The sequence below is a fragment of the Peptoniphilus sp. BV3AC2 genome, assembly GCF_000478945.1.
Taxonomy (GTDB): domain Bacteria; phylum Bacillota; class Clostridia; order Tissierellales; family Peptoniphilaceae; genus Peptoniphilus_B; species Peptoniphilus_B duerdenii.
The window spans coordinates 11,949-38,916 of record NZ_AWXD01000027.1 but is presented as its reverse complement, the minus strand read 5'-3'; the positions used below and the strand labels follow the sequence as shown (position 1 = coordinate 38,916).

The following is a 26,968-nucleotide window of genomic DNA, read 5'->3' as shown; positions in this document are numbered from 1 at the left end:
AAGTTAATGGAAGATTTTATATATATAATTTTATTTTTAATATCGATATATTTTTCTTATAAATATACACTGATCGAAAACGCCCTACTGAACCTGACCAGTTCCAAACTGAAAAACATGGAACAAGATGGTATCAATACCAAGTTTTGGGAGAATATAAAATCCGACGCAAAGACCTACTCCACCATTTTAATCGGTGACTACTTTGCAAATGGTATCGGCGTTTTATCTCTGTCTGTTTATTTTTTTAACCATTTCGGAAAATACTACGAATTCTTAGGTGCTCTCATTTCAATAATCTGTGTCATCGTCATGGGAGAGTCACTTCCTAAGCGTCTTGGCAGACAATCAGTTGAGAAGATCCTTAGAAAAAACGCCAAGTTTATAAAAGTTTCAAATATACTTCTAAGACCTATGGTTCTATTTATCGAAGCCATATCAAGACTAATACTTACCATCACCAAGGTGGGCAAGGTCAGCGAACCTCTAATCACCGAAGAAGAGCTAAAAGATTTCGTCAGCCTATCAATGGAAGAAGGCATCATCGACAAATCTGAAGTGGGAATCATAGAAAATGTCATGGGATTTAAGGACTGTTTTGCAAAGGACATCATGACTCCTCGTACCGACATCGTGAGCCTTTCCCTCGATGCAACCTACGACGATATCAAAAATATTATTAAAGAAGAATATTTCTCTAGAATACCTGTCTATGACGAGGATCTTGACAACATCGTCGGCACCCTATATGTAAAGGATCTATTTGCAGTGGACTTCGTCGGAACCCTTCGTGACAACAAGGATATCTTACGGGAGGCAAACTTTACCTACGAATACAAACCAGTTTCTAGTTTATTTACAGAGATGCGTCACAAAAAGATTTCCGTTTCCATAGTAAGCGATGAATACGGCGGCACCGAAGGTATGATAACCATCGAAGACATCTTGGAAAAAATCGTCGGAGAAATAAACGACGAGTACGACGAAGAAGAAGATATGGACATAATAAAACTCTCCAACAAAAGGTACCTGGTAGATGGTTCAACGAACTACGAAGATCTAAACCATGTGCTCGATACGAACCTTAGCTCCGATGAGTTCGACTCTGTCGGAGGAATCATAATCGAGAAGATCGACAGATTCCCTAAAAAGGGAGAAAATATTGAAATAGACGGAATAAACTTCCACATAGAAGAAGTATCTAAGAATAGAATCGACAAAGTAATCGTCGATTTAACAAATAAAAAGAATTAAAATAACTCGGGTAGACTCCGAGTTTTTGTTTGCAAAATTTTACTAAAAAAGAGCCTTTCGGCTCTTAATTGTTATTTTTTTAGAATTTCTAACCAAGTTTCAGGAATAGTTCCCTTTTCTCTTTGATATTCATGAGTGTTAGCTGCTTCCATAATTTCATAGTAAGCCCAGTGACTTTCGTTTATGTCTGTGAACTTAACTACGTCTTTATGAACTTCAACCATTCCCTTGAATGTTACATTACGATCTGCATAATTATTTAGAATTGTTGCAGCTTCTGCTCTTGTAATAGTAGCATCTGGTTTGAAAGTTCCATCTGGATAACCTTTTATACGGTCGTTGCCATAAGCTTGGTTAATCGCTTCTTCGTAAACGTGACCTTTTACATCTGCAAAAGGAGCTACCTTATCATTCTTCTTGTCGATGAAGAATAGTGCTCTTGCAAATTCTCCACGAGTTATAGGTTCGTTTGGACGGAAATCTCCATCTTTGTCTGCGAACATCAAATTCTTCGCAACAACAGCATTTATAGCTGTGTTGTACCATGCAGACTTAGTGTCCTTGAAGTTAGGTTTCATGTTGTTAGACATATCAAGTTCAGCAAGTCTTGCGATTAACGCTGCAGCCTCTGCTCTAGTGATAAGTCCTTCTGGACGAACAGTGTGATCCTTGTATCCGTATAGATACTTGCGGTGTAGTCCTCTTTCGTATTCTACTTTAGGTTCAGCAGGTGTAGCTGGTTTAACTTCGCTTGATCCGAACCAAATTGGCCACCATGGATTGTAAGAATCCACTTGTGGAACAGGTTGATTTGGTTGAGGGTTAGAATCTTGTCCCTTTTCTTTCCAAATAGCTTTTAGAACAGTGTTTTTAGTAATTTGAATTCTTGTTCCAGGAGCCTGTTTAACACCGCCAACTTCCCATCCATCAAATTCTTTTCCTTCAGGTGCAGTGTACATATATTCTGGAAGTTCATAAATTGCAGGTAAAACATAGAATTGGTTCTTAATTACAATTGAATTGCTTTCATTATTACTTCCATCGTTCTTTTCAAGTTTTACTTCAACTGGTGTTTCAGTTGCTTGTCCAGATTCTGCTTGTTTATTATTTGCAACTGCTGTTACTGGTTCACCTAATTTATAATTACCTCTTGGAATTGTTATTACACCAGAAGTTTTATTTACAGTTTCTCCATTTTCAGCTTTAGTTGAATTCCAAACATCAGAACTCTTTGCTGCTGTTGCCGTTTTTTGATTTCCACTAGGATCTTGATAATTTACAGTTACAGATGTTACTTCTCCTTCAGTTGGAGGATTAATAACTAAATTGCCATTAAGATCAACTGAAATACTAGGATTTTTTACATTTTGAGGTGGATTTGGTGTTGTAGTTTTATCTTTCCATTGAGCTACTACAGTTATATTATCTGTAACTGTTATCTCGTCTCCAACAGATTTCTTTTCATTACTTATCATCCAGCCATCAAATTCTTTGCCTTCTGGAGCTGTAAATCCATTTGATGGTAGAATATATTTTTTATCCTTTTCAACAGTTTTTTGGACCATACTGCCAGTGCCACCATTTCCATCAAAAGTTACATTAAATTCAACTTTTGCTGGTTTATCTGTCCATACGGCTTTTACTTCTGTGTCGCCATTTACTGTGATTGTTTCTCCAGCAGATTTCTTTTCTGTGCCTACCATCCAGCCATCAAATACTTTGTCTTTTGGTGCTTCAAAGCCGTTTTCTGGTAATGTATATTTTTCACCTTTTTTAACTAGCTTTTCTGGCATTGATCCTTTTCCTTCTGTTCCATTGAAGGTTACTTTGTATTCAATGTCTTTCCATGTTGCTGTTAGTGTTACGTCGCCTGTGATATCTATTTTATCCCCGACTTTTTTAACTCCATCTTGTCCTTCAATTTTCCAACCGGCAAATTCTTTGCCTTTTTCTGGTGTGAATGTAGGTTTTGGAAGTTCATATTTGCTGCCTTTGTTTACAGTTTTATCTTCCATTGTTCCACTTGCACCGGCTTCTGTTTGGAATTTCACCTTGAATTCGATTGGCTTCCAAATAGCTTTTACTACTGTATCTCCGGTAATTTTTATTTTTGCACCTGGTTGTTTTAATGTTGTGTCTTCTCCAACTTGCCAACCTGAAAATTGTTTGTTTTCTGGAGCTGTAAACGTATTTGCTGCTGGTAATACATATTCTGTATTTACTTTTTGAGTTACCTTATCTTTCGTTCCACCGCCAGTATTTGCATCAAAAGTTATGTCATATGTCTTTGTTGCTTTTGCTGTAAAAACTTTGTTTGAGTCAGTTATAATAAAGTTTTCTGTAACTGAACCATTTTCGCCATTCCAAACTGGTTCTGTATATTTATCTATTGCTTTTACTTTTGAATTTATTAAATTGTAATAAGTTTCATTTAAGGTTTGATGTTTATATTCTTTTAGGTTAGTTTGTGGTTTAACCATGTATTTTTGATAAGATACAGGGTTATCCTTATTACCTTCAATTGCAGTACCATCTGTATTGTCGACTCTTGTCCCTTCACCTAGTTTGAACTCAACATCAACTGCATCAGCCGGAACCTTATCTTTTCTTTCCACGCTAGTTACATGGTTACTAACGTATAGGATTTGTTTTTCAACTACAAGTTCTGACTTATCATCAAAAGTAATTTTAATTTTACCTTCGAAGTCACCTTCATTAGATGTACTTCTTTTTTCTTCAGTTACATCTTCAAATTTTGCTTCTTTAAGAAGCTCATTTATTTTACCTTTGTTTTCTTCTGTTGCTGAATCTTTAGCTTTTACGCCGTCTTTCCAGTCAACTGTATCTTTAACCCATTTTTTCAAAACTACCGGGTCGAGACCACCAAGGGCTTCAACTTTGTCAGCTTTTGTTTCTTTTACAGTTAAAGTTCCAGGTTCTGAAGTAAGTGGTGTTTTATCGTCATCTGCTACCCCACCCTTATCTGTTACTGTAGCTGTTACTGTTGTATCGCCTTTTACCTTGTCTTTAGGAAGGGTTACAACGCCATTTTTATCGACGGAACCTTCGCCTTCAGTGATAGACCAAGTTCCATCATCAGCTTTTGTCGCTGTAGTTGTTTTTGGGCTACCATCTTTTCCTGTGTAGGACACAGAAATACTGCTCGCATCTGTATCTTTTTCATTTGGAGTGATTGTGATGTTTTTCTTATCTCCACTTAACGCAACCGTAGGTGCGTCCGGTTTAAGGTTTTTTAAAAGGTCTTTGGCTGGGATTTCATAGACTTTGGATTCTGCTTTTACTTTATAGGTTCCATCAGTATTTTTTTCGTAAATCGGATTGCCGTTACTATCCCAATCATTAGATTCCACATCATTAGGACTAATTATTGTAACGTTTCCGTCTTTATCGAACTCGATAAACGCAGGATCGGTTATAAATCCAGTTCCATCTGGTAATTTAGATACGCCATTTACCGTATTGGCATCTCGAATAGCTTTATCTATGGCTTTTTTATCGTCATCAGTTAATTTGTGAGGATCTCTCACGGCGACTTTGGCGGCAGGTGTTGTTACTACCGGCTCTTTCATCGCGCAAGAACGGAATTTATGTGGCTCTTTAACAATGATACCGAACTCTCTTCCGAGTTTTAAATCGTCATCTTTGACTGGGAAAGTAACTTTTTTGCCATCAATAGATATTGCTTGAGAAATTTCTTTTGGATTAGACTTATCTGCTTTACAATTTCCATTTTGACAAAATTTCTTGTCCTCTCCATCTGTGAAGTTTTTAATAAAATAAAATTTCGTACCTGTAGCAACCTCTTTAGCAAGTGTGACGATAATCTGTCCGTCTGTTACTTGAACTTTTTCTATTGTTGGAGCGGCAGATGTTTCTGTTACCTGTTTGATTTTTAGGTCAGTAGCTTCAACTTTGCCTGATGTTGATCCGTCTGTATAAGTTACTTCATAATAAGCATGGTTAATGCCATCAATAGTAAACTTAATTGATTTAATATCATTAACTATTGTTGAATTTACATCTTTCAACAATTGAACAGCTTCTGCATTTTCATCTTGATTTACAAGGTTGGCGTTTGTTTTTTCAATCCAGATTTCTCCACTCGGCATTGTAAGAGTAACTGAAGATGCCTTAGATGGTTGTGCAGTTACATTTACCTCCGGTGACTTATCTTCACCAAGTTGTTGGTAGACAGTAACTGTATCTCCTTCTGCAACTTCAATGTTATCTTCAGGTTTAGCTCCACTAGGTAGACTTACTGACCAGTTTTTTGAACTTATAGATGCCTCGGAAAAAGTTGCTTTAACAGTACCATCTTTAGCTTTTAATGTTACATGGACTGTTGCTATTACAATCTGTTTCTTTTTACCAACTTGAACTTTAGTTTTGTATACATTGCCTCCTGAAATCGTTGTGTCACCAATTAACACAGGATTAACAGTCGGTTCAGGTATTGTTGCTGCCATTACGTCCCATGAACCTACCAAGCTGGATAGCATCATGGAGATGACTAGCATATAAACACAGAGCGTCTTGAGTATTTTGTTTGTTTGTTCTCTCATTTTATTTCCCTTCTCTTCCTTCTTTATCTTTATCTTCTATTTGACAGAGATATTAATTACTAGTACAGATTTACTGTACCTATCTAACACTTAAATGATACCCAATTTATGCTATTTTATCAAGTTTTTTTAGATTTTGTAACCATAGTTTAATATTGCTTTTTATATTTTTATCCTGTGTATTTTTTATCAATTAAAAAAGAGCCACCTGGCTCTTAAATTTCTCATTATTTTATTCTATTATTTGCTCTTTATTTTTTAATTCTGCGAGGATTGCGAGATTTAAATTTTCTCTATTTATTTTCAAATCAAATTCTCTATCCTTTAGGAGTTCTCCGTCTATGTTTAGGTTTATTTCTTCTTTTAGTTCGATCTTTACTTTTTCTGCTCTAAAGGTTTTGATTTTGTCTTCGCAAAATATTTCACCTTTTTTATATTTTGGTATTAGTCTTATAATTTCTGGGACTGTTAAGTATTCTGCCAAGACTATTTCCATTTTACCATCGTTTAAGATACTATTTGGCGCTGGATTGAATCCTCCTCCGTAGTAGGAGCCATTGCAAAATGCACAGAGGGTGTAGTGTCCCTCTACTTTCTTGTCATCTATGGTCATCTTTAGATATTGTCCCTTATTGTTAAATAGTACCTTTAAGGTTGCAAGGTCGTAGATTCTCTTGCCTAAGAATTTATATTTCTTTGCATATTCCCTTGCGTATTCCAAGACTTGTGCATCGAGTCCTGTAGATGCGATATTTATAGATGTGTGGGTGTCATTTATCTCTATGGTGTCGATCTTCTTTATTTTCGGATCTATTAAATTTTCTAGGGTGAATTTTTCGTATTCAAATATTTTTGAAAAGTCATTTGCCGTTCCCATGGGGATGAGTCCTAGGGCTATGTCTGTATTTTTAAGTACATTTGCTATTTCACATAGGGTTCCGTCTCCTCCGCAGGCATAGACTATTCCCTCGTTGTTTTCTCGGGCAAATTCTTTCGCTGCTCTCTTAGCGTGGTTTTCATCTTCTGTAAAGACAAATTGGCAGTCTCTTATTAAATTATTCTCTGTGAAAAATTCTTTGATCTTTAAATGGAATTTATGGAAATCATTCTTTCCTGCTTTGGTGCTATATATAAATAAATATTTCATCTTCGCGGGAGTATCCTCCGTAGTTCAATTATTTCTACTATTTTAGCGAAATACATGAACTAATTATAACATAGATTTAATTTTACTTCCTACATAAAAAAAGAGCCTTGCGGCTCTTAATTTATAATTTATTTTGCAATTCTGTCTGTATCTCTTGCGATCATTAGTTCTTCGTTGGTTGGTACTACTAGAAGTTTTACTTTTGAATCGTCTGCTGAGATTACAGCTTCTTTTCCTCTTACGTTGTTCTTTTCTGTGTCAAGCTTGATTCCAAAGATTCCAAGTTTCTTTGCGATGTGTTCTCTATTTGAGATTGAGTTTTCTCCTACTCCTGCTGTGAACACGATAGCGTCTACATGGTCTAGTTCTGTCATGTATGATGCTACGATCTTAGCTACTTTTGAATCGAATTGATCTAGAGCAAGCTGACATCTTGCGTTGCCTTCTTTGGCTCCGTCTTCGATATCTCTGAAGTCTGATGATACTCCTGATAGTGCTAGAACTCCTGATTTCTTGTTAAGGATATCGTTCATTGCTTGTGGTGAAAGATTTTCTTTTTCCATTAGGAATGTAACGATTGCTGGGTCGATGCTTCCTGATCTAGTTCCCATGATTAGTCCTTCTAGTGGTGTAAGTCCAATTGAAGTGTCTTTACATTTTCCATTTTCTACGCATGAGATTGAAGATCCATTTCCAAGGTGGCACACGATTACGTTTAGCTTATCCTTGTCGATGTTTAGGATTTCTGCTGTTCTTTCTGTTACATATTTGTGTGATGTTCCGTGGAATCCGTATCTTCTGATTTTGTATTTTTCGTAGAATTCGTATGGAATTGCGTACATATAGTTTTCGCCTGGCATTGTTTGATGGAATGCTGTGTCGAATACTGCTACTTGTGGCACGTCTTTCATGATTTCTTCGCAGGCTTTGATTCCTATGATGTTTGGTGGGTTGTGAAGTGGTGCTAGGTCTACGTTCTTTTCGATTGCCTTCATAACTTCGTCTGTGATTAGTACTGAATCTGCGAAGTCTTCGCCACCGTGTACTACTCTATGTCCTACTGCTCCGATTTCAGATACGTCTTTAATCGCTCCGTATTCTTTGTCTAGTAGGCATTCGATTACTAAATTGATTGCATCTTTGTGGTCTTTAAGTGGTTTTTCAATTACTTGTTTTTCTTTATCTTTTGCCTCGTGTTTGATTCTAGAACCTTCGATTCCGATTCTCTCTACGAGTCCTTTTGCTAGAACGTCTTCATTTGCTGGATTTATTAGTTGGTATTTTAGTGAAGAACTTCCGCAGTTAATAACTAGTATATTCATACTACCTCCCATAATTTTTTATCATTCTTATTATATCATAAATTTTAGATCTTAACTAATTTAGTATTACTTTTATGAATTCTACTCTATATAGTATAATAAATGTGGTGATACTATGTTAATTGCAATTATTGCGGAGTACAATCCATTTCATAATGGACATCTCTATCAAATAAATGAAATAAAAAATAAATATCCCGAGGCGAAGATTGCTGTCATTATGAGTTCGTCATTTGTTCAAAGGGGCGAGGCTGCGATTCTAGATAAGTTTAGCAGAGCAATATGTGCGATAAAATCTGGGGTGGATCTTGTAATTGAACTGCCCGTTTTATTTTCTACTCAAAACGCGGAGGTGTTCGCTAAAGGTGCTGTGGGAATTATAAAATATATAAATCCAGATGGTCTTGCCTTTGGTTGTGAAAGTGATATTGATTTGCTTACAAATATTATTTCCAAGGTGGATAAGATTGACGAAGATATTTTAAAAGATTCTCTTAACTCTGGGGAAAGTTATATGAAGGCGATGGAAAGTGCCTGCGATTTTAACGACAAGGAAAGGTCTGCTTTTAAGAAGTCAAACAATATTCTCGCCATGGAATATATAAAAGCTTGTAGGAAATGTGGTCTTGAAACGAAATTTATCCCGATTAAAAGGGTTGGTACGGAATATAACGATGACTTTTCTGTTGGTGAGTTCGCTTCTGCTTCCTATATCAGAGATCATATAGACTCTAGTTTTAAATTTATGCCGGAGTTTTCTTGGGATGAGTTAAAACTTTTGCGAGAAGATAAGTTTAGTATCTACGATATTTTTAGATTTAAGATGGTGGAAGATCCAAGTTTATCTTCTTATCTTGACTACGAAGATGGAATGGAAAACTTGGTCCTTAAAAATATTTATAAAGATTATGAAGATTTCTTAGAATCTTGCACTTCTAAGAGGTATTCCCGCTCGAGGATTAAGAGGATTATCCTATCAAAGGTGCTTAGGCTTGATGGAGATTTAATCAGAAGAAATATGGGCAAGCCATATCTACGGGTGCTTGCGGCGAGCGAGTCCGGTTTTGAAATAATTAAAAATTCGAAAGAAGACATGCTCGTTAATTTTAAAAATATTCGTGAGGAGCGTTTTGACTCCATTCGTGAAATTTCAGATGCGGAAGTGAAGGCTACAAACTTCTACGAAATTCTAAAGGGTGGCAAGTTGAATCGTGATTTTACGGAAAATTTTATAAAATAGGAGCGAATTTAGGCAAAAAAATTGGTTATAGAGTTCTATAACCATTTTTATTTTTTATTTACTTTTATTTTTTATGTCGTCGAGAGTTTTTTGTAATCTGTCATACTCTTTTTTAAGTTCTTCTGTTTTGTATGTCTCTTTTAAATTATCTAGAATCTCTTGAGCTTCGTCAAACTTCTTATCTACGACTTTTGCGTTCATGGTGATTCTCATAATATTTTCTCTGTAATGAGGGTTGTCCTTGTACTTTTCAAATACTTTTTTTCCTTCTTCGTAGGATTTTCTAAATCCGTCGAAGTTCTTTTTGTTGTACTTCAAGGTGCACATATTTATCCAGTAGATGATTTGGATATCGTCGGACTTCAATCCGCCTATATCTATTGATTTAAGCACGTTCTCCGCCTTGTTAAATTCATCTAGGTTGATGTATGCGCTGGACTGATTTATTTTTAGAACTGATCTTAGATAGTTGCCCTTCGCCTTTAGGAGAAGTTTGTCCACTTCTGTTACAAAATCCTTGTATCTTTTTTGACTAAATAGTGGCATAAGCTTCTTCATTTTATTCATGTAAATTATGTTGTAACCGAGATTTATTCCGGCAACCAATGCAATTATAGTAATTGCAACCCAGAGATAATTCTTCTTTACGAGCTCTGGATCGATTTTAAATGTCTTGATGGTAACGACCATGAGAACTCCAAGCGCCACTCCGAATAATATGCTTTTCTTAAAACTCTTCATTGTTTTCCTTTCTATTCTTTAAATATTTCTTTATAATACTGTATAAATATATGGATAGTAGCACTGCTATTACTGCCATGATGATCCTCTTCGGAATTCCTTCCTCTGTCGCCGTCGCCGCATATAAAGCGCATACAATGATTACAAAAGCGTAGACAATAGTTGCTATTCCAATTATAATTGTACGAAGTATCAACGAACGCTTTTTGTTATAGGCCTGTTCCAAAATGCTTAGTACGAGAACGGTCATAAATCCTTTGAAGATAATTTGTACAATTTTTGCGTTTGCAAGTGTCACTATTATTTCTTTTAAGTGTTCCATATTTCCTCCTGTATCTATATTAAATTATCAGGGGAAACTTTTCAATAAAATGGATTTTAAATTTTTATTTCAATCGGGTATAAATAAATTGGTGATAATATGGAATTTGTAAATTTATATACTAGACAGCACGAAAATAGTATCTATGAGCTGGAGAGCAAGGGCATCATTACCAATAAAAAGCTATATGTGCAGCTACATATGGCAGATATCGCTCCGTTTTTCCTAGAAAGGTACGATTATTTTGTAAAGATGGCAGAAAGATTCGTCCCAAGGAATAATATTTCCGAGTATCCGATTTGGTGCAGCGTTTCTAAGAAGAATTGTCTAAAGCCCATCGACAAAGAGGTGGTCTATGCAATTAGGGTGCCTAAGGATGAGGTTATATACTTTGACGGCGGCAGATGGGATTTGGTTTTAAATAATCAGTACATACCTAAGGATGCTGCGGACGCGGAGGATTTCGATCGTCTTTTAAAATCCTATGGACTCTCCCACACTTTTGACATCTTCGACAGGAAGTACACCGGCGCATTTGACGATGTGAAGAAGAGAATATGGGACAGTTGGCAGAGAATTTTTGAAATCACTGACAGAAGTGAGTTTGTGGTGCAAGCAAACTTATGGTGTATAAAAAAGGAATGGGTGAAGCATATTATCCGCCCTGGTGAAGATTTCTTCAAGATTGTAGAAGATATGGAAGAGACTTGGGCGAAGTGATTTTTCCGGTAAGTTTTGAAATTTTTAAAAATTTTGTTAGTTTAAAAATTTTGTTAGTTTAAAAATTTGAAAGAAAAATATTTTTTTATAAAAATTAAGGGAACCCTGGTGGATTCCCTTTTTTCATATTTTAATTTCCTTCCCAAATAAGTGTCTCCGGATGAGAAAATTTAAATTTTATATCTTTATTTGGATTTATCTTTAGATTTAAAAATCCTTGTTCCTTTGTGTCCATGCTGGTGTTGATCATGAGTTTTCTATATGGTTTAAACCCACATTTTTCTTGGACTCTTCTCGATTGTAAGTTTTTTTCAAAGTGTCCGCAGAGGAGAAAATCCAAATCCATTTCGTCAAATAGATATTCGCATACCCTGTCCACCGCTTCTTTCATGATGCCTTCTCCCCAGTAGTCCTTGCTTAGTACGAATCCCAACTCTCTTCCTTTATAATCTTTGAACTCATCAAGTTTATCTTCGTCATTATATTTTTCTACACCTAGAGAGCCGATTACTTTTTTATTTTCTTTTAGAACGATGGCAAAGGTCTTGTCACTTTCCAAAAATCTACTTAGGATGATTAGACTTTCGTCCTTGTCTTCGTGATGTTTCCAACCTGCCCTCTCTCCCACATCTGGAACAGATGCGTATTCATAGAAATCATCCAAATCTTCTAGTTTAAATGGTCGAAGGATAAGTCTTTCTGTTTCTAAAATTTTTCCATTTATTTTAAATTCTAAGTTCATTTTTAACCCTTTTTATTTAACTACATTTTTCTTCCAATGATTTTAGCCACATTTCGTTGTAGATTCCATTTAGTTTCAAAAGTTCTTCATGGGTTCCTTCTTCAACGATTCTGCCCTTGTCAAGGACAATTATCTTATCGCAATTCATAATGGTTGAAAGTCTGTGGGCGATGATAAATGTGGTCCTGCCTTCTTGAATGGTTTTGATTGCATTTTGAATTAGACTTTCCGTTTCCGAGTCGATGCTCGCTGTGGCTTCGTCTAGTACCAGGATCTTCGGATTGTGAACGAGAGCCCTCGCAAATGAGATGAGCTGTCTTTCTCCAAGGGAGTAGGTCATCCCTTTTTCAGTTACAGTTGTTTTTATTCCATTTTCAAGTTTGGATACGAAGTCGGATGCCCCCACTTTTATAAGTGCGTCTTCCACCATCTTTTCGTCGATGCCTGGAGTATTTAAGGACACGTTTGTCTCGATGGTTCCCATGAATAGAAATGGATCTTGGATTACTATACTCATATTTTTTCTCAAATCTCTAAGGGACATTTTGCATATGTCCTTGCTCCCGATGGTGATCTCTCCTCTATCTGGATCGTAAAATCTAAATAGCAGGTTCATTAGAGAGCTTTTGCCGGCGCCAGTTCTTCCGACGATACCGACGGACTGTCCTTCTCCAACCTTTACAGAAAGACTATGAAGCACCTGTTCCCCTTCCACGTAAGAAAAGTCCACGTCTTTAAATTCTACATCTCCTTTTAGATTTATTCCGTTGTCAGATAAATCTTCCAGAGGTAGATCCACCTCAAACATATTGAATGCGTGTTCCGCAGCTGCCATTGATCTTTGGAAGCCTCCGATACTCATCATGGTGTTGTTGATATTGTCGAAAAATTGGGTGGTGTAATTTATAAATATATAAATCATACCAACGTTTGCGAAGTCCTCTCCCCTCAGTGTTCCAATTCCAAAATAGATTATTACAAGACTTAGGGTTAAATTTTTCATCGTATCTGAAAAGTTAAATCCCAGGTAAGCTGCAAGAAGCGACAACCTACGATCTTCTTTAAATGCATTTGCGTTAAGATTGTCAAACTCTTTCTTCTTCTTATATTTTCCGTTGAAACTTCTAATTACGTCGATGGTTCCAATGGTTTCGTTGAAGGTTGAGTTGATTTCTGATACGTACTGTCTGACTTTGAAACTGGCGTCTCTCATGATTTTTGCATAGATGTAGTTACCTATTGCTAGGATTGGCATCGGTAGTATTAGCGGAATCAAAAGTCTCGGTTCAAGAATTACTATCTTGTATAAAATTGCCAATATGGTTAGGAACGGCACTATAATATATGAAATCGACGTTTCGAAGAACTCTTTTAGTTGAGCAGGGTCATTTCCCACTCTGGATGAAATACTGCCTGCTGGCTCTTTGTCGAAGTAGCTAACTGGAAATCTCAAAACTTTTTTGAATAGATCGTTTTGAATATAGACTACGGATTTATTCGCTCCGTAGGCTAGAATTAGTTCCGATGCAAATTTCAAAACTGCAAATAGAAGTAGGTAGTATAGGAATAGTTTCACGTCTTTCCAAAACTCTGGATAGTTTACTATCCCCACCCCTTCTTTTAGAAGTTCATTTAATATTTTTCCCACTACTATCGGCGCCTGTATCTTAAAATATATTGATAGAGGCATGAGGATTGTGCCAATCAAAATATAGTATTTTACCTTCATTAGGTAGTGGAGCATGGTCTTTTTCATATTAGTCTTCATTTTTATTTCCTCCACTCACTTGGTAATTGTACTGCTCGCTATACCATCCTACAGTAGCCATCAGCTCTTCGTGGGTACCTCTCTCAACGATTTCTCCATGATCTAGTACGATTATTAGATCAGCATTTTCCACTGCACTAAGCCTGTGGGAGACGATGATGTTGGTCCTGCCCATTCTCTTTTTATTTATATGGGAGATGATTTTCTTCTCTGTGTTTGAGTCAACTGCAGATAGAGAGTCGTCTAGGATTAGAAGTTCCCTATCTGCGATAATCGCCCTTGCAATTGCAATCCTCTGTTTCTGTCCTCCAGAAAGGGAAATGCCCTTCTCTCCTGCCAAGGTTTCAAGCCCTTCGTTGAAGGAATTAATATCTCTCTTTAAATCTGTGATTTCAAGAGCTTCGTCAAGGTCAGCTTCTGTGGCGTCACTTCTTGCAAAGAGGATGTTTTCTCTAATGGATTTGGAGAATAGCACGCTCTCCTGAGGCACATAGGCAATCTTTCTAAATACATCATCCATCTTATAGTCTTCGATTGGAATATCATTTATAAATAGCATTTTACTATCTAATTTATAGTCACGAATGAGTTGTTTTATAAAGGTGGACTTACCTGAGCCGGTCCTGCCGACGATTCCAAGGGTCATACCCCTTTTTATTTCCACATTAATATTTTTAAGATTTAGTTCTTCGCTAGTTGGATATTTGAAATTTAAATTTCTATAATCTATCTTTTCAATTCTATCGAGTCTTTTATCTCCGTCACGATAGGTTATATCGTCCACAAAGTTTAGGGCGCTGTTGATTCTATTCACACCAGCTTTTCCCAGTGCAACAGCGGAGAAAAACTCTGCAATAGCCATCATCGGCCACACAAGCATACCAAGGTAGATTTGAAGAGATACGATATTTCCCAAAGTTATGGCTCCGTCCTTTAGCATCGCAGCCCCGTAGTAGAGACAGATAAAGTAAGAAAAAGCAGGAATAAAGTTGGCGAAAAGTCCGTAGGATCTTTCGTAAAGACTTAGTTTAATATTTTCTTTAAAAGCATCATCTGTTAAAATTTTGAAATTTGAAATAGTGTTTTCTTCGCCACTATAAGCTCTTACCACCCTGATTCCCTGTGCCATTTCAAGGACCGCATCGTTGATTTTTGAGTTTTTTTCTTGCACATAGGTGTATTGATGCTCAATCTTCTGTGAGATGCAGTAGATTATTGGAATTATCAAAAGCATCGGAATAATTGACATGGTAGACAGTTTGAGATTTGAACTCATGACCATCATTACAATGACAAATAAAGGATAGATTGCACCTTCAAATAGAGCAAGCACTCCAAAACTAATTGCGTCTCTTACGAAACCTTGGTCAGAGGTTAGGTTTGTCATCAACTCCCCAGTGGTGTGGGTTTCGAAAAACCTGCCGGTGGAATTTAAAATCTTATTATATAGTTTTGTTTTAATATCCCTTCCATAAAAGTCTGAAGTAACCCAGAGATTTTTCGTCCAAACGAGTCCGATTAGGTAGGACCCAACGGTGATGATCACTAGGTAGATGGTGTTATTCTTAAGAAAATCTAGATCAAGGGTAGATGCATTTATCCTATCCGCCACATTTGAAATGATTTTTGGAGGAAGCACCGCTATAAAATCAACGATAGCTAAGCAAATAACTGCAAGTATATAATTTTTTTTGTATTTAATAAAATGTTCTCTAACGTCTCTGTAAAATTTAAACATAAGTCCTCCGAATTTTTACTATTTATCATTATTATAATATATAGAAAAATTGGGTAGTGTTACAAGTTTGTTAAATTTACAGGGTTGTATGGTTTTATTTTTGATGCTATCCGGATAGCATGAGTTTTATTTTTTTATTTTTGATGCTATCCGGATAGCATGCGTTTTTTTGTTTTTGATGCTATCTGGATAGCATGTGTTATCATTGTTATTTTTTGTAGTGGAAGAACCAGATGAAGGCAGTCATCCTGAGCGAAGGGTGGAGGTTTACCGACACTCGGAGTCGAAGTATCTCTACAATGACATCCTAACGGAAGACAGTCACCCTGAGCGGAGGGTGAAGATTTACCGACACCTGGAGTCGAAATATCTCTAAAATGACATCCTAACGGAAGACAGTCACCCTGAGCGGAAATGACGAAGCCAAAGGCTGAGTCATTGGAGTCGAATGGGTATAACCCGGGTGAGGTTATGTATGAATGATTTCACTTGCCTTGACTAGGTTAAATATAGCAACTACCCGTTCGACTCACTTCGTTCGCTCAGGGTGACTGCAATTGGGAGGGTTACTGTAGCCTCTCGGCTGTGGAAGCAAGATGCTTCCGCTACAAAACCCACCGGGTCATCCTGAGCGGAGATGGGTACCATCAAAATATCCTAACGGAAGACAGTCACCCTGAGCGGAAATGACGAAGCCAAAGGCTGAGTCATTGGAGTCGAACGGGTATAACCGTGGTGAGGTTATGTATGGATGATTTCACTTGCCTTGACTAGTTAAATATAGCTTATATCCGTTCGACTCACTTCGTTCGCTCAGGGTGACTGCAATTGTAAAAGTATTTTGTAATATTTTTTGGAATAGATGGGTTAAATATGGGTCAGATCCTTCGACTTCGACGGCAGAGCCGTCTTCGCTCAGGATGACTGTGTGGAGGGATAGACCCCACCATAGTTATACCCATTCGACTCCAGAGCCTTCGGCTCTTCCGCTCAGGGTGACTGCCTTCCTTTGGACTTTCCGTGTAGAGACTCTCGGTTATGGAAGCGGGTTACTTCCGCTACACAACCCACATGCCAAACAAAAAACTCCTAGTTTCCTAGGAGCTAATTAACTATTTTTTACATTTTTCTTGTGATTTTATATCCGTGGTTCATTGGTCCTCTTCCTTTACCCAAGTCTAACATATCTGATAGTGCTTCTGACAGATAGTCCTTTGCGAGTTCGATGGATTTTTCTAGACTATTTCCTTGGGATAGGTAGGTTGCTATGGCTGATGATAGGGTGCATCCTGTGCCGTGGGTGTTGTCGTTTTCTATTCTCTTGCCTTTGAACCAGGTTATTTTTTCTTTTGTTACTAGCACGTCGTTTGCGTCGTTTACTGAGTGTCCGCCTTTTACTAAGGCTGCTACGCCGTACAGTTCTACTAGTTTCTTACCTGCTTTTTCCATGTCTTCTTCGTTATTTATTTTTATTCCACTGAGTTCTTCTGCTTCTAGTATGTTTGGTGTGATTACTGTGGCTAGTGGTAGCAGGTCTTTTTTAACTGAGTCGATGGCGTCGTCAGATAGCAGTTTTGAGCCTGATGTGGCTATCATTACCGGGTCTATTACGATATTTTTGGCGTCGTATTTTTTAAGTGTTTCTACTATTTCTTTTACGATTTCTTTTGAGAATACCATGCCGATCTTTATTGCGTCGGGATAGATGTCTTCGAAGACTGCTTCTAGTTGTTTGTGTAAAAATTCTATCGGTGGTTCGTCTATTGCTGTGACTCCCATGGTGTTTTGTGCTGTCAAGGCTGTGATGACTGACATTCCATAGGATCCGTTTGTTATGATTGATTTTAAATCTGCTTGTATTCCTGCTCCGCCGCTACAGTCTGAGCCTGCTATGGTCAAGACTGTGGGCAATGTTTTTTTATTGTTATTTTCCATTTTTTCTCCTTTTTTAGGGTACAAAAAAAGCTCTTCTTTGAAGAGCGTCCCAACGTAGGCATTATCCTAATCTGGTTTAGGGTCTAAGTCGAACTTACTCTCAGCTACTGCTCCCCGTGTTTTTATTATATTATTTTATAAATTTTTTGGCAAATTGCTCTCTTTCTGTATTTTTATTATTTCTACGACAAATATTATGACTACCATTACTATTGCTATGATGTCTATTAGTGTGGTTGCTAGTGGCATATTCCACATAAAATGGTTTATCATTACTGCTAACATTAGGAGTAGTCCTTTTAATTTTTTTCCTCTTGAGTAGTAGTAGAGTCCCATCATAAAGACTGCTGAGTAGATCATGTGTGATCCTAGTGCTCCTTTTATTCTATCTATAGAGTTATCCATAATCATGGAGACTTCGTCAAAGGTGGAGTCTTCTGGAATTATATATCCGATGTCTTCCATTATTTGAAATCCCAGTCCTACTCCAAATCCTGAAAGCAAAAAGTCTATTCTCTTTTTGGAGTTTAAAATTAGCATACAGAGTACTGCTGTTGCCATTTTTAATATTTCTTCTGCGTATGGGCTTGCTAGTGCGTCCTGCCATTCGAAAAATGTGTCTTCCATCATGAAGAAGGCAAAGCCGTTTTCTATGGCTTCGTTGACGTAGACGGATATGGACGGGGTTATTAAGGCTCCTGTGATTATGGCGAAGAATAATAGTTTGGTGCTGCCATCGTATTTTCTCGCTAGGATTATTCCTAGCAGTATCGCTGGTACTATGTATATTAAGAGCATTGTGGATGTTTTAAATACTTTTAAATATATTTCTCCTTCGAATTCTTCTACATAGTAGGCGCTAATTAGTGCGTAGATTCCTATTGCTAGGAGTAGAAAATATATTATGAGTAATTTATTTTTGTTTTTCATTTAATCACCAATGAAATTATAGCATAATAGATTTATTTATTACATAAAAAGGCACAGTCTCCTGTGCCTAAATTTTTATTATTTTATTCTTCTTTTTTAGCTTTTGCTTCTGCTATTACTTTATCTGCCATTGCTTGTGGAACTTCTTCGTATCTTACGAATTCCATGGTGAATGTTCCTCTTCCTTGGGTCATTGCTCTTAGGTCTATTGAGTATTCAAACATTTCTGCTTGTGGCGCTTCTGCTATTAGTAGTTGAGTGCCGTCTGCTTGTTGATCCATTCCTAGAATTCTTCCACGTCTCTTGTTCATATCGCCCATTACATCGCCTAGGTATGCATCTGGGATTGATACTTCTACTGACATGATTGGTTCAAGTAGGACTGGTCCTGCTTCTTCCATTCCTTTTTTGAATGCAAGGTTTGCTGCAAGTTTGAAACTCATTTCGTTTGAGTCTACGTCGTGGTAAGATCCATCGTATAGAACTGCCTTGAAGTTGGTAACAGGATATCCTGCTAGTACTCCGTGTTCTTTTGATTCTACTAGTCCTTTTTCAACTGCTGGGAAGTAGTTCTTAGGTACTGCTCCTCCGAATACTTCTTCGTCGAATACGAAATCTTCTTCGCAAGGTTCAAATCTTATCCAAACGTCTCCGTATTGTCCTGCTCCACCTGATTGTTTCTTGTGCTTTCCTTGTACAGATGCAACTTTTCTTATGGTTTCTCTGTATGGAATTATAAATGGAACCTTAACTACTTCTACGCCAAACATATTTTTAAGTTTTTCAAGGATTACATCTAGTTGTACTTGTCCTTGTCCGCCTATGGTTAGCTGTTTAGTTTCTGGGTTTCTATTGATTGTGAATGAAGGATCTTCTTCTCTTAATCTTCTAAGTGATTGAGATAGTTTTTCTTCGTCTCCCTTGGTCTTTGGTTCGATTGCATAGAATAGAACTGGTGCAGGGTATTTTAAGTTTTTATATTTAACTATGTGGTTCTTGTCGCATAGACAGTCCCCTGTTTCTGTGAATTGAAGTTTGGTTGTTGCTCCAATGTCTCCAGCGTCAAGTTCTTCTACATCTAGTTGAGTCTTACCTCTTATTGAGAAGATTCCGCCAAGTTTTTCCATTTCTTCTTTGTTTGCGTTATAGATTGGAGTGTCCTTGGTAATCTTTCCAGAGATTACTTTAAAGATAGATATCTTACCAACGAATGGGTCTGTGATTGTTTTAAATACTACTGCTGAGAATGGTTCATTTACATCTACTTTTCTTTCTTCTCCAGATTCGTATCTAAATCCTGAGTGAGCTCTTTCGTCGTTTGGTGCAGGCATGTAGTTAACTATGGTGTTAAGTAGAATATCGATTCCGATTCCCTTTTCTGCTGAACCTACTAGTAGAGGTACTGCTCTACCTTCTAGTAGTGCTGTTGTAACTCCGCGTAGAACTTCTTCTCTGGTGAATTTTTCGCCGTTGAAGTATTTTTCCATTAGTACTTCGTCTGCTTCTGCTACAACTTCTACGATCTCTTCGTACATTCTTTCAGTTGCTTTTATTTGATCGTGGTTTAGTTCTGTTTCTGCAGGTTGTGCATTTACATATTTAAAACCTTTTTGGTAGATAACGTCTGTTACTCCTATGAAATCATCTCCAGATCCTATTGGAACTGAGAATGGAATTACTTTTTTACCGAATTTTTCTTCGAGTTCTTCCATAAGTTTTCTGAAGTTTACATTTTCTGCGTCGATTTTATTTATGAATATGATTCTAGGTAGACCTATATTTTCAGTGTACTTCCACATTCTTTCTGTGCCTACTTCTATTCCTGCAGTTGCATCTATAACCATTAGTACTGCTTCTGATGCACGTAGAGCACCTTGTGCCTCACCTATAAAATCTAAGTACCCAGGAGTGTCTATTATGTTTACCTTGTAATTTCTCCACTCAACGGGTATTACAGATGTACCTATTGAAGAACCTCTTTCCATCTCTTCTTTTGAGAAGTCACTGAGGGTATTTTTTTCCGTTACTAGTCCGATTTTTTTAGTTGCTCCTGTTTGGAAAAGCATTGATTCTGTAAGATTTGTCTTACCAGATCCGCTGTGTCCTACAAGTGCTAAGTTTCTAACCTTGTCAGTGCTATATACTTTCATTAATTTTCCTCCTGTTGAAATCGTTTCTACAAGTATTATAACATTGAGCATAACAATTTTCTAGTGGAAATATGTTTTTATAATAAACCGCTAAATTCTTAAAATTTTAAAATTTTTTTGAAGAAATTTTTTATTTTATGAAAACGAAAATATTTTATAAATTATTTTAAAAATTTTTCTATAAATTTTTCGCAAATCAAATGATTTTTTGCACAAAAAAAGACTTGGTGACCAAGTCTTAAATTTTTATTTTATTCTGCCAATTCTCGTTCTTTCTTTTTAGCTAAGAATTCTTTTATCTTAGATGTATCTATTTGTGCGAGTATTGTCGCTATAAATACTATCGCACATCCAACTGTTTCTCTAGGTGTCAAGAATTGATGTAAAAGAACTGCTCCTGCTATGGCTGCAACTATACTTTCAAGGGAAAGGATAAGTGAACCGATGGTTGCGTCGAAATCCTTTAGCGCAACTATTGAAATGGTATATCCCACCGCACTTGAGAGAACTCCTGTGTATAGTAGTGAGGTCCTCGCATCCCATATTCCTGAAAGAGTGACATCTTCTGTAAATAGTGCAATGATCAAAGATATTATCGAATATACGAAGAATTGTATACAGGATAGCATTACATTGTCTGTGTTAGGCGAATAATATGAAATTACCATTATATGAACCGCATAGCCTATTGCTCCAAGGATTAAAAGGATATCCCCTTTTTCTATGACGAATCCTTCTTTTATGGATATAAAATAGAGTCCAACTACTGCAAGAAGTACGCATAAAAATACTTTTCTATCTGGTTTTTTGCCTAAGAAAAGATATAGAATTGGAATAAATACTATGTATAGTGTGGTTAAAAATCCTGCTTTGCCAACATCTGTGTAAACTATTCCCAGTTGTTGCAAGTTTTGTCCAACTGCCAAACATAGTCCTATTACTATCCCACCTACTACGGTTAATTTCTTATCTACTTTGTGATTTTCTTTCATGGACTTAGGTCTTACAAGTATTAATATTAAAAGAGATAGTCCTGCTAGAAGTCCTCTTCCAAAGTTATAGGTATATGGTCCCACATGGTCCATTCCTGTGGATTGAAATACGAATGCCAATCCCCAAATAATCGAAGTCAGTCCCAAAAAGAAGACTGATCTAAAATTTTTGTCCATTATTCTCCTCCATTATCAATATAAATATTATCATAATTTATATTTTATGAGAAGATACACTGACTAGTGTTTTAATATAGTAAAATGCTTGTATTTAAAAGTTTTTAAGCATTTTTCCCCCCCCCCAACAAATTTTGTTGCATAAAAAAAAGAGCTGCTTTTGCAACTCTTTTAAAATTTATATTATCCTCTTGCTCCAAGTTCGTGATCGTAGATATATAGTCCAGACCAGTTTTCGTGGATTCTTTCGAATTTTTCAACGATAGTTCTGAAGTTGTCTTCTTCTTCAACTTGTTCTTTTACGAACCATCCTAGAAGTTCAACTGCTCTGTAATCTTCTTCTTCAGTTGCTCTCTTGTAAAGGGCATGGATTCTAGCAGTTACTTCTTGTTCATGAGCTAGAGCTTCTTTAAAGATTTCTGTGAAGCTTTTGAATTCTACATTTGGTTTTTCGATGTCAAAGTATTCAACTTTTTCGCCTATTTCAAATAGGAAATCATATAATTTCATTGCATGTTCATATTCTTCATGAGCTTGTTTCATCATGAAATGTGCAAATCCATCCATTCCTTGTTCTTTTAACTTAGCTGCCATATCTAGATAGATGTATCCAGATTGTAATTCAAAGTTAAATTGTTCGTTCATTTGTTCAAATAATGTCATATATTCCCCCTAAATTATTTAACATCTATACAGGTTTAAACACTTCAAAAAAACTGTAAATGTCTATGCCCTTGTGAGCAATAAACTTAAGGACTTGTGGTATTTCTGAAGTTTTGAGAAGTATGGAAAATCCACTGTACTCAAAAGTAACCTTGCCATAATATTTAGAATTTATATTGTTAAATGAATCCATAAGTTCTTCTCGGTGACTCATCATATCACCTATTAGAAAAAATATATTTCTAACGGTATCTTGTTCATCTGTATTAAATACATTTACAAGTTGTGTCTTTGTCATGATTAACCCTTCTCCCTATAAAAGTTATACCCATAATAATTACCCTCAATCAGAAAATAGTATATTATCTAGGATTAAATCATTTGCTCCTTTGAAGTTAAAATCAATATATCTTATCCTACTTGTGTCCACACCTGATGCCTTTGCGTCACTTAGATTCAGTTTAATCGTTGTATATCCCATGTAGCTATTGCCGTCGTTTTTTATATGTTCTATCTTGGATCTTTCCACCCAGGTTTCCTTTGGAAGTGTTTTGATTTTAGATATGTCATAGGAATATTTTCTTCCAAAATAATCCATTACTGTCACTTCCATACTTCCGCCGTCATCTTTTTTAATTATGTCAAAGGAGAGATTTTTAAGGCCTGCCACATCTTCTCTTGCAAAGAAACTTAAGTTTGCACTTGTAGTTGATCTTAGGTAGAGTCCGCTATTGTAATCCGCATCTCCTACTTCAACCATATCTTCGTAGACTTGTGAAAATCCTTGGTAGGTCATGTCGAAGTTTCTATTTGTCGCTGTACTTATATTGTAATCTTCATTGAAGTTTGCAATTACAGAGCTTCCTCCTTCTTGGTACATCTGATAGTAGTCTAATTTTGGAATATTTAAATCTTCAGATGCAAGGTCATAGAAAATATTTTTATTTTCTTCTCCATCTACCACTCTTATAAATTTTTCTGTCAAAACTTCTAGTATTCTTCTCTGATCTTCTCCTGGTAGAAGGCTCTTTCTGTTGAAGAAGTATGCATCCGGAGGATCTAAATCATAATCTCCCCAAAGGGTATTGAAATTGCCGTGGTTGGCGTATGGAATATAGATTGCAGACTTAAAATATCCCCTGGTATTTTCTATGTTTTCATATTGATTTAACTGTTCGAAACCTTCTACATCAGAGTCGTGGGTTCCGTGGATACATAGAAAATTTACATTCCTTAGTTTCAAATTCTTGCCAGCGGGAGTGTACTGACCATAGGTTCCAGATATGGATATGATTCCCTTTACCTTTACATTCAGGCTCAAATTTCTATTGCCATCTTCTGGAAGTTTTTCAAGTTCTGTAAAAGATTTTAAAATTGTAGTGGCTTCTGCTCCTCTGGAATGTCCCGCTAAGAAAATCTCTTTATTTAAATCTCTATTTTCTTCCAAATTTAAAATATAATCTATATTTCTGTAAAGAGCCATTGCCCGTGCATCATTTTCTCCACTTAACCCATAGTTTAAAAATCCATTTAGATAGTTCATATCTACAGATACGACTGCGATTCCACGCTCTGCCAAGTATCTTCCCAAGTATTCATAACCGAGATGGGACTTGGTGGTCGCTCTGTGATTGCCGTGAACGATGAAAAGCACATCTTTCTTTTCATCGTTTACAGGTTTGTACATAACTCCTCTTATAGGCGCCTTGGTGAGGCTGTGAGAAAATAGCATGTCTCTTCTCTTTTTTTTCTTGCCGCTGTAGGAGACATATCCTGTTAAGTCCATGGTCTCTTCGTCGTAATTTATGGTTTGTACTTTGTATAGATTTTCTGATTTTACATTTTGTACTACGAAATTATAATCTTCCTTGGTATCAAATCCTGGAAAGCTTAAGAAATAGAATATTCCTGCGATTGGAACTGCTGTTACAAGGATAAGTACTATGCTTAGAAATGATTTTCTATTTAAAAAGACCGCTATGGATTTTGAAAATAGAAATACTACTAATGTTGATACAAATATTACTCCTTGATATTCAAAATCTGAAAGTGAGTATGTGTAGGAAACTTCTCCGAGAAAATAGTAGATAAATATATAAAGTGCTACAAGGGAAATGAGGTTAAATGATTTTATTTTCTTTAGGTTGACTACTATTTTTTTAATCGGTTTATAAAATATAGAAAGCGCTATTGAAATAAATATTGTAAGTGTTATTAATATTGAGAGATAGCTGCCCACATAGTCCGAGATATAGTAGCTGTACATGCTTGAGATTATAAGCGACACAAAAAATATGGATATGTAGACGGATTTTTCTGTATTTCTAAAGACATTTTCTATTAAATTTTTAAATTTATTATGTATTTTCGAAAATAATTTTTTAATCATATTATTTTAAAAGAAGACCTGAGGTAAATCTCAGGTCTTAAATAGATTTCCTATTAACTTTTATTCCTTTTCTAAATTTTTAAGTTCGTCTTCGCTAGATTCTTCTTCTTTGAGAGAAGATTTTGCAGGCATGTATTCCTTATCCATCTTGCGAGTTCTCTTTACGTCACCAATTTCAAATAGTTCTACTTCTGTGTCATCATTTACTCTGAACTGAACCTTTACAAGTTCTTGGATGGTGTAGGTGTCTATTACTGTACCGCTACCTCTATCGGTTTCAACGATTTCTCCAACCTTTGGCATCCTCTTCATTATACATTCGTAGCCGTCCTGTTCATATTTCAAACAGCACATGAGTCTTCCACAAACTCCAGATATTTTAACTGGATTTAGTGAAAGCTCTTGGTCCTTTGCCATCTTAATTGACACTGGAGAAAACTCGGAAAGAAATGTACTACAACAACAAGGTCTGCCGCAGCATCCAAGTGCTCCTACCATTTTAGCTTCATCTCTAACTCCAATCTGTCTTAGCTCAATTCTAGTCCTAAAGATGGATGCTAAATCTCTTACCAAATCTCTAAAGTCAACCCTGCCATCAGCAGTAAAATAAAACAGAAGCTTTCCTCTGTCAAAAGTGTATTCACAACCTTGAACCTTCATGTCCAGACCGTGTTCAATACTTTTGTCTTGACAGACCATGAGAGCTTCTCTCGCGTTATTTCTATTTTGAAGTTGGATATTCTCATCTTCTTCTGTCGCTACTCTAAAGATTGGTTTAAGTTCAGATACCAACTCACTTTCATCTACTTCTTTATTTATGACCACCGTGCCGTATTCCACACCACGGGCAGTCTCTACAATCACATTGTCATCGACCTTAGGATCTACATCCATAGGGTCAAAATAGTATATCTTACCGTTTTTCTTAAAACGAACTCCTGATACCTTTATCATTAAGTTCCCCCAACTTTACAAGCATGGATTCTATTGCAATTCTATAATTTACATTATTTTCTAAGCTTTCTCTCGCCTTTAGGACTGTGTATAGACCAGTTAAGGCTGCGTTGTTATCCATGTTTAAACTTATAATTTCGTATTTATAATCTATATTTAAAATAAATTTTTCTTCCTTCGTCTGTGAATAAATAAGAATATCCCTAGTTAAAAGTTCCATTACTTTTAGGACGAAAGAAATATCTTCCTTTTCATTTTCAAAGAATGGATAAGCCTTCATTGCCTGGCTAACTCCACCCCTTAGCACATCTAATGTAGTATTTAGAATTTGTCTTCTCTTATCTAGAAGTTCTGGATTTTCTAAGTAGTTCGTAACTTCCTTAATCGATCCATTTGAAATATTTGAAATCAACTCAGCTTGAGATTTAAATCCTTTTGACTCTATGAAACTTCTAAGATCAGAAGTAGCAACAGAGCTTATGCTAAGCACCCTTGATCTAGAAATAATAGTTGGAAGCAGCTTGGAAATATTACTTGTAACCAAGATGATTATAAGGTATTCCGGCGGCTCTTCCAAGGTCTTTAGAATTGCATTTTGTCCTTCGATGGAGAGGTCTTCAAAATGGTTTATGATGTAGATTTTGTTCTTCGCTTCGTATGGAAGGCTAAGTGATTCCAAAATCATATCGTCCACCTGTGACTTTGAAAGTTTTCCATCTAGCACCAAGAGATCTGGATGCTCATATTCATCTATCCCCTCTATGCGCAATAAATGTTCTTCATTTAAAATCATCCTAGCAAAAGATTTTGCCATGGTGAATTTACCTACGCCGCTTTCTCCAGAGAAGATATAGGCGTGGGATATGGTCTCATTGCAGAGCTCATCGCATATTTTAAGATGTGATTTAAACATTAAATTCGAAGAGACTTTTCTACATCCAGTACAAATAATGTAGCCCCTGATATTTCAAAATGCCCTCTTTCGTCTCTTATTTCTTCTGTTTGAGTAACATCTTTGAAAATACCATACACATGATCTAGTTCTTTTTCATCAGATCCTATAAGAAGTGTGGTGTTTCCAGCTTTGAAAAAACCTCCACTAGAGCTAACCTTTGTCACTGATATATTTTCTTCATAAAACTTATCTATAAGTTCATCTACAAATTTATTTTGCACAATGGCAATTATCATCTTCATATTA

21 protein-coding genes and 1 riboswitch are annotated in these 26,968 nt (G+C 36.3%); of the genes, 3 read left to right on the top strand and 18 right to left on the bottom strand.

Annotated elements, in window-relative coordinates; all coding sequences use genetic code 11:
* Positions 1-6: 6 nt before the first annotated feature.
* The gene (locus tag HMPREF1252_RS06815) at positions 7-1,254 is read left to right on the top strand and encodes a hemolysin family protein (protein ID WP_023059986.1); all 1,248 of its coding nucleotides are present in this window, start codon (positions 7-9) and stop codon (positions 1,252-1,254) included.
* Between the two features lie 71 nt (positions 1,255-1,325).
* Here the strand turns inward: HMPREF1252_RS06815 and HMPREF1252_RS09935 are convergent, their stop codons facing one another.
* The 3 genes from HMPREF1252_RS09935 to HMPREF1252_RS06795 all read right to left on the bottom strand — a co-directional run bounded on the left by HMPREF1252_RS09935 (position 1,326) and on the right by HMPREF1252_RS06795 (position 8,306).
* The gene (locus tag HMPREF1252_RS09935; RefSeq protein WP_238318194.1) at positions 1,326-5,837 is read right to left on the bottom strand and encodes an S-layer homology domain-containing protein; all 4,512 of its coding nucleotides are present in this window, start codon (positions 5,835-5,837) and stop codon (positions 1,326-1,328) included.
* Positions 5,838-6,069: 232 nt separating this feature from the next.
* Entirely contained in the window at positions 6,070-6,984 is a 915-nt protein-coding gene (locus HMPREF1252_RS06800; RefSeq protein ID WP_023059954.1) for a diacylglycerol kinase family protein, read from the bottom strand.
* A gap of 128 nt (positions 6,985-7,112) precedes the next feature.
* On the bottom strand, positions 7,113-8,306 hold the full coding sequence (locus tag HMPREF1252_RS06795; RefSeq protein ID WP_023059982.1) for an acetate kinase: 1,194 nt from the start codon (positions 8,304-8,306) through the stop codon (positions 7,113-7,115).
* 115 nt (positions 8,307-8,421) lie between these two features.
* On the opposite strand from HMPREF1252_RS06795, the gene HMPREF1252_RS06790 reads away from it, so the two are divergent.
* Positions 8,422-9,546 (top strand): nucleotidyltransferase family protein, encoded by a 1,125-nt coding sequence (locus HMPREF1252_RS06790; RefSeq protein ID WP_023059951.1) that lies wholly within the window; start codon positions 8,422-8,424, stop codon positions 9,544-9,546.
* 54 nt (positions 9,547-9,600) lie between these two features.
* Here the strand turns inward: HMPREF1252_RS06790 and HMPREF1252_RS06785 are convergent, their stop codons facing one another.
* Both HMPREF1252_RS06785 and HMPREF1252_RS06780 read right to left on the bottom strand, forming a co-directional pair.
* A complete protein-coding gene (locus HMPREF1252_RS06785; protein ID WP_023059937.1) occupies positions 9,601-10,287 on the bottom strand; it encodes a hypothetical protein in 687 nt (228 codons plus the stop codon).
* Positions 10,274-10,609 (bottom strand): hypothetical protein, encoded by a 336-nt coding sequence (locus tag HMPREF1252_RS06780; RefSeq protein WP_023059964.1) that lies wholly within the window; start codon positions 10,607-10,609, stop codon positions 10,274-10,276. The genes HMPREF1252_RS06785 and HMPREF1252_RS06780 overlap by 14 nt, the downstream gene beginning before the upstream one ends.
* 99 nt (positions 10,610-10,708) lie before the next feature.
* Here HMPREF1252_RS06780 and HMPREF1252_RS06775 point away from each other — a divergent pair, with 99 nt between their 5' ends.
* Complete coding sequence (locus tag HMPREF1252_RS06775) at positions 10,709-11,329, top strand: DUF3841 domain-containing protein (protein ID WP_023059940.1); 621 nt, start codon at positions 10,709-10,711, stop codon at positions 11,327-11,329.
* A gap of 130 nt (positions 11,330-11,459) precedes the next feature.
* Here the strand turns inward: HMPREF1252_RS06775 and HMPREF1252_RS06770 are convergent, their stop codons facing one another.
* From HMPREF1252_RS06770 to HMPREF1252_RS06710, 13 genes are all read right to left on the bottom strand, one after another.
* Positions 11,460-12,071 (bottom strand): GNAT family N-acetyltransferase, encoded by a 612-nt coding sequence (locus HMPREF1252_RS06770; RefSeq protein WP_023059985.1) that lies wholly within the window; start codon positions 12,069-12,071, stop codon positions 11,460-11,462.
* A gap of 16 nt (positions 12,072-12,087) precedes the next feature.
* On the bottom strand, positions 12,088-13,839 hold the full coding sequence (locus HMPREF1252_RS06765; protein ID WP_023059976.1) for an ABC transporter ATP-binding protein: 1,752 nt from the start codon (positions 13,837-13,839) through the stop codon (positions 12,088-12,090).
* The gene (locus HMPREF1252_RS06760; RefSeq protein ID WP_023059956.1) at positions 13,829-15,577 is read right to left on the bottom strand and encodes an ABC transporter ATP-binding protein; all 1,749 of its coding nucleotides are present in this window, start codon (positions 15,575-15,577) and stop codon (positions 13,829-13,831) included. The genes HMPREF1252_RS06765 and HMPREF1252_RS06760 overlap by 11 nt, the downstream gene beginning before the upstream one ends.
* A gap of 1,119 nt (positions 15,578-16,696) precedes the next feature.
* Positions 16,697-17,512, bottom strand: coding sequence for a bifunctional hydroxymethylpyrimidine kinase/phosphomethylpyrimidine kinase (thiD, locus tag HMPREF1252_RS06755; RefSeq protein WP_023059946.1), 816 nt, complete (start codon positions 17,510-17,512; stop codon positions 16,697-16,699).
* 30 nt (positions 17,513-17,542) lie between these two features.
* Positions 17,543-17,639, bottom strand: a riboswitch (TPP riboswitch).
* An 8-nt stretch (positions 17,640-17,647) separates the two neighbouring features.
* Positions 17,648-18,442, bottom strand: a complete 795-nt coding sequence (locus HMPREF1252_RS06750) for a PrsW family glutamic-type intramembrane protease (protein WP_023059942.1) — start codon at positions 18,440-18,442, stop codon at positions 17,648-17,650.
* A gap of 83 nt (positions 18,443-18,525) precedes the next feature.
* Positions 18,526-20,592: an elongation factor G gene (gene fusA / locus HMPREF1252_RS06745; RefSeq protein ID WP_023059952.1), complete on the bottom strand. Its 2,067-nt coding sequence runs from the start codon at positions 20,590-20,592 to the stop codon at positions 18,526-18,528.
* Between the two features lie 251 nt (positions 20,593-20,843).
* Positions 20,844-21,761 carry a DMT family transporter gene (locus tag HMPREF1252_RS06740; protein WP_008901741.1) on the bottom strand — a complete coding sequence of 306 codons (918 nt, stop codon included), beginning with the start codon at positions 21,759-21,761 and terminating at the stop codon, positions 20,844-20,846.
* 183 nt (positions 21,762-21,944) lie between these two features.
* Positions 21,945-22,424, bottom strand: coding sequence for a ferritin (locus HMPREF1252_RS06735; RefSeq protein WP_023059943.1), 480 nt, complete (start codon positions 22,422-22,424; stop codon positions 21,945-21,947).
* A 25-nt stretch (positions 22,425-22,449) separates the two neighbouring features.
* On the bottom strand, positions 22,450-22,722 hold the full coding sequence (locus tag HMPREF1252_RS06730; RefSeq protein ID WP_023059977.1) for a hypothetical protein: 273 nt from the start codon (positions 22,720-22,722) through the stop codon (positions 22,450-22,452).
* Between the two features lie 45 nt (positions 22,723-22,767).
* Entirely contained in the window at positions 22,768-24,813 is a 2,046-nt protein-coding gene (locus HMPREF1252_RS06725; protein WP_023059935.1) for an alpha/beta hydrolase, read from the bottom strand.
* Between the two features lie 60 nt (positions 24,814-24,873).
* Positions 24,874-25,767, bottom strand: coding sequence for a stage 0 sporulation family protein (locus tag HMPREF1252_RS06720; RefSeq protein ID WP_023059960.1), 894 nt, complete (start codon positions 25,765-25,767; stop codon positions 24,874-24,876).
* Positions 25,739-26,680 carry a DNA polymerase III subunit delta' C-terminal domain-containing protein gene (locus HMPREF1252_RS06715; RefSeq protein WP_023059961.1) on the bottom strand — a complete coding sequence of 314 codons (942 nt, stop codon included), beginning with the start codon at positions 26,678-26,680 and terminating at the stop codon, positions 25,739-25,741. The genes HMPREF1252_RS06720 and HMPREF1252_RS06715 overlap by 29 nt, the downstream gene beginning before the upstream one ends.
* Complete coding sequence (locus tag HMPREF1252_RS06710) at positions 26,680-26,964, bottom strand: cyclic-di-AMP receptor (protein ID WP_008901735.1); 285 nt, start codon at positions 26,962-26,964, stop codon at positions 26,680-26,682. Before HMPREF1252_RS06710 ends, HMPREF1252_RS06715 begins: the two co-directional genes overlap by 1 nt.
* Positions 26,965-26,968: the final 4 nt, after the last annotated feature.

Bases quoted from the DNA above. Each gene is read 5' to 3' on its own strand.
- fusA (WP_023059952.1), bottom strand. From the start codon at position 20,592: ATGAAAGTATATAGCACTGACAAGGTTAGAAACTTAGCACTTGTAGGA.
- HMPREF1252_RS06730 (WP_023059977.1), bottom strand. From the start codon at position 22,722: ATGACAAAGACACAACTTGTAAATGTATTTAATACAGATGAACAAGAT.
- HMPREF1252_RS06785 (WP_023059937.1), bottom strand. From the start codon at position 10,287: ATGAAGAGTTTTAAGAAAAGCATATTATTCGGAGTGGCGCTTGGAGTT.
- HMPREF1252_RS06740 (WP_008901741.1), bottom strand. From the start codon at position 21,761: ATGGACAAAAATTTTAGATCAGTCTTCTTTTTGGGACTGACTTCGATT.
- HMPREF1252_RS06790 (WP_023059951.1), top strand. From the start codon at position 8,422: ATGTTAATTGCAATTATTGCGGAGTACAATCCATTTCATAATGGACAT.
- HMPREF1252_RS06710 (WP_008901735.1), bottom strand. From the start codon at position 26,964: ATGAAGATGATAATTGCCATTGTGCAAAATAAATTTGTAGATGAACTT.
- HMPREF1252_RS06715 (WP_023059961.1), bottom strand. From the start codon at position 26,680: ATGTTTAAATCACATCTTAAAATATGCGATGAGCTCTGCAATGAGACC.
- HMPREF1252_RS06780 (WP_023059964.1), bottom strand. From the start codon at position 10,609: ATGGAACACTTAAAAGAAATAATAGTGACACTTGCAAACGCAAAAATT.
- HMPREF1252_RS06725 (WP_023059935.1), bottom strand. From the start codon at position 24,813: ATGATTAAAAAATTATTTTCGAAAATACATAATAAATTTAAAAATTTA.
- HMPREF1252_RS06815 (WP_023059986.1), top strand. From the start codon at position 7: ATGGAAGATTTTATATATATAATTTTATTTTTAATATCGATATATTTT.
- HMPREF1252_RS06765 (WP_023059976.1), bottom strand. From the start codon at position 13,839: ATGAAGACTAATATGAAAAAGACCATGCTCCACTACCTAATGAAGGTA.
- HMPREF1252_RS06800 (WP_023059954.1), bottom strand. From the start codon at position 6,984: ATGAAATATTTATTTATATATAGCACCAAAGCAGGAAAGAATGATTTC.
- HMPREF1252_RS06770 (WP_023059985.1), bottom strand. From the start codon at position 12,071: ATGAACTTAGAATTTAAAATAAATGGAAAAATTTTAGAAACAGAAAGA.
- thiD (WP_023059946.1), bottom strand. From the start codon at position 17,512: ATGGAAAATAACAATAAAAAAACATTGCCCACAGTCTTGACCATAGCA.
- HMPREF1252_RS06735 (WP_023059943.1), bottom strand. From the start codon at position 22,424: ATGACATTATTTGAACAAATGAACGAACAATTTAACTTTGAATTACAA.
- HMPREF1252_RS09935 (WP_238318194.1), bottom strand. From the start codon at position 5,837: ATGAGAGAACAAACAAACAAAATACTCAAGACGCTCTGTGTTTATATG.
- HMPREF1252_RS06720 (WP_023059960.1), bottom strand. From the start codon at position 25,767: ATGATAAAGGTATCAGGAGTTCGTTTTAAGAAAAACGGTAAGATATAC.
- HMPREF1252_RS06750 (WP_023059942.1), bottom strand. From the start codon at position 18,442: ATGAAAAACAAAAATAAATTACTCATAATATATTTTCTACTCCTAGCA.
- HMPREF1252_RS06795 (WP_023059982.1), bottom strand. From the start codon at position 8,306: ATGAATATACTAGTTATTAACTGCGGAAGTTCTTCACTAAAATACCAA.
- HMPREF1252_RS06760 (WP_023059956.1), bottom strand. From the start codon at position 15,577: ATGTTTAAATTTTACAGAGACGTTAGAGAACATTTTATTAAATACAAA.
- HMPREF1252_RS06775 (WP_023059940.1), top strand. From the start codon at position 10,709: ATGGAATTTGTAAATTTATATACTAGACAGCACGAAAATAGTATCTAT.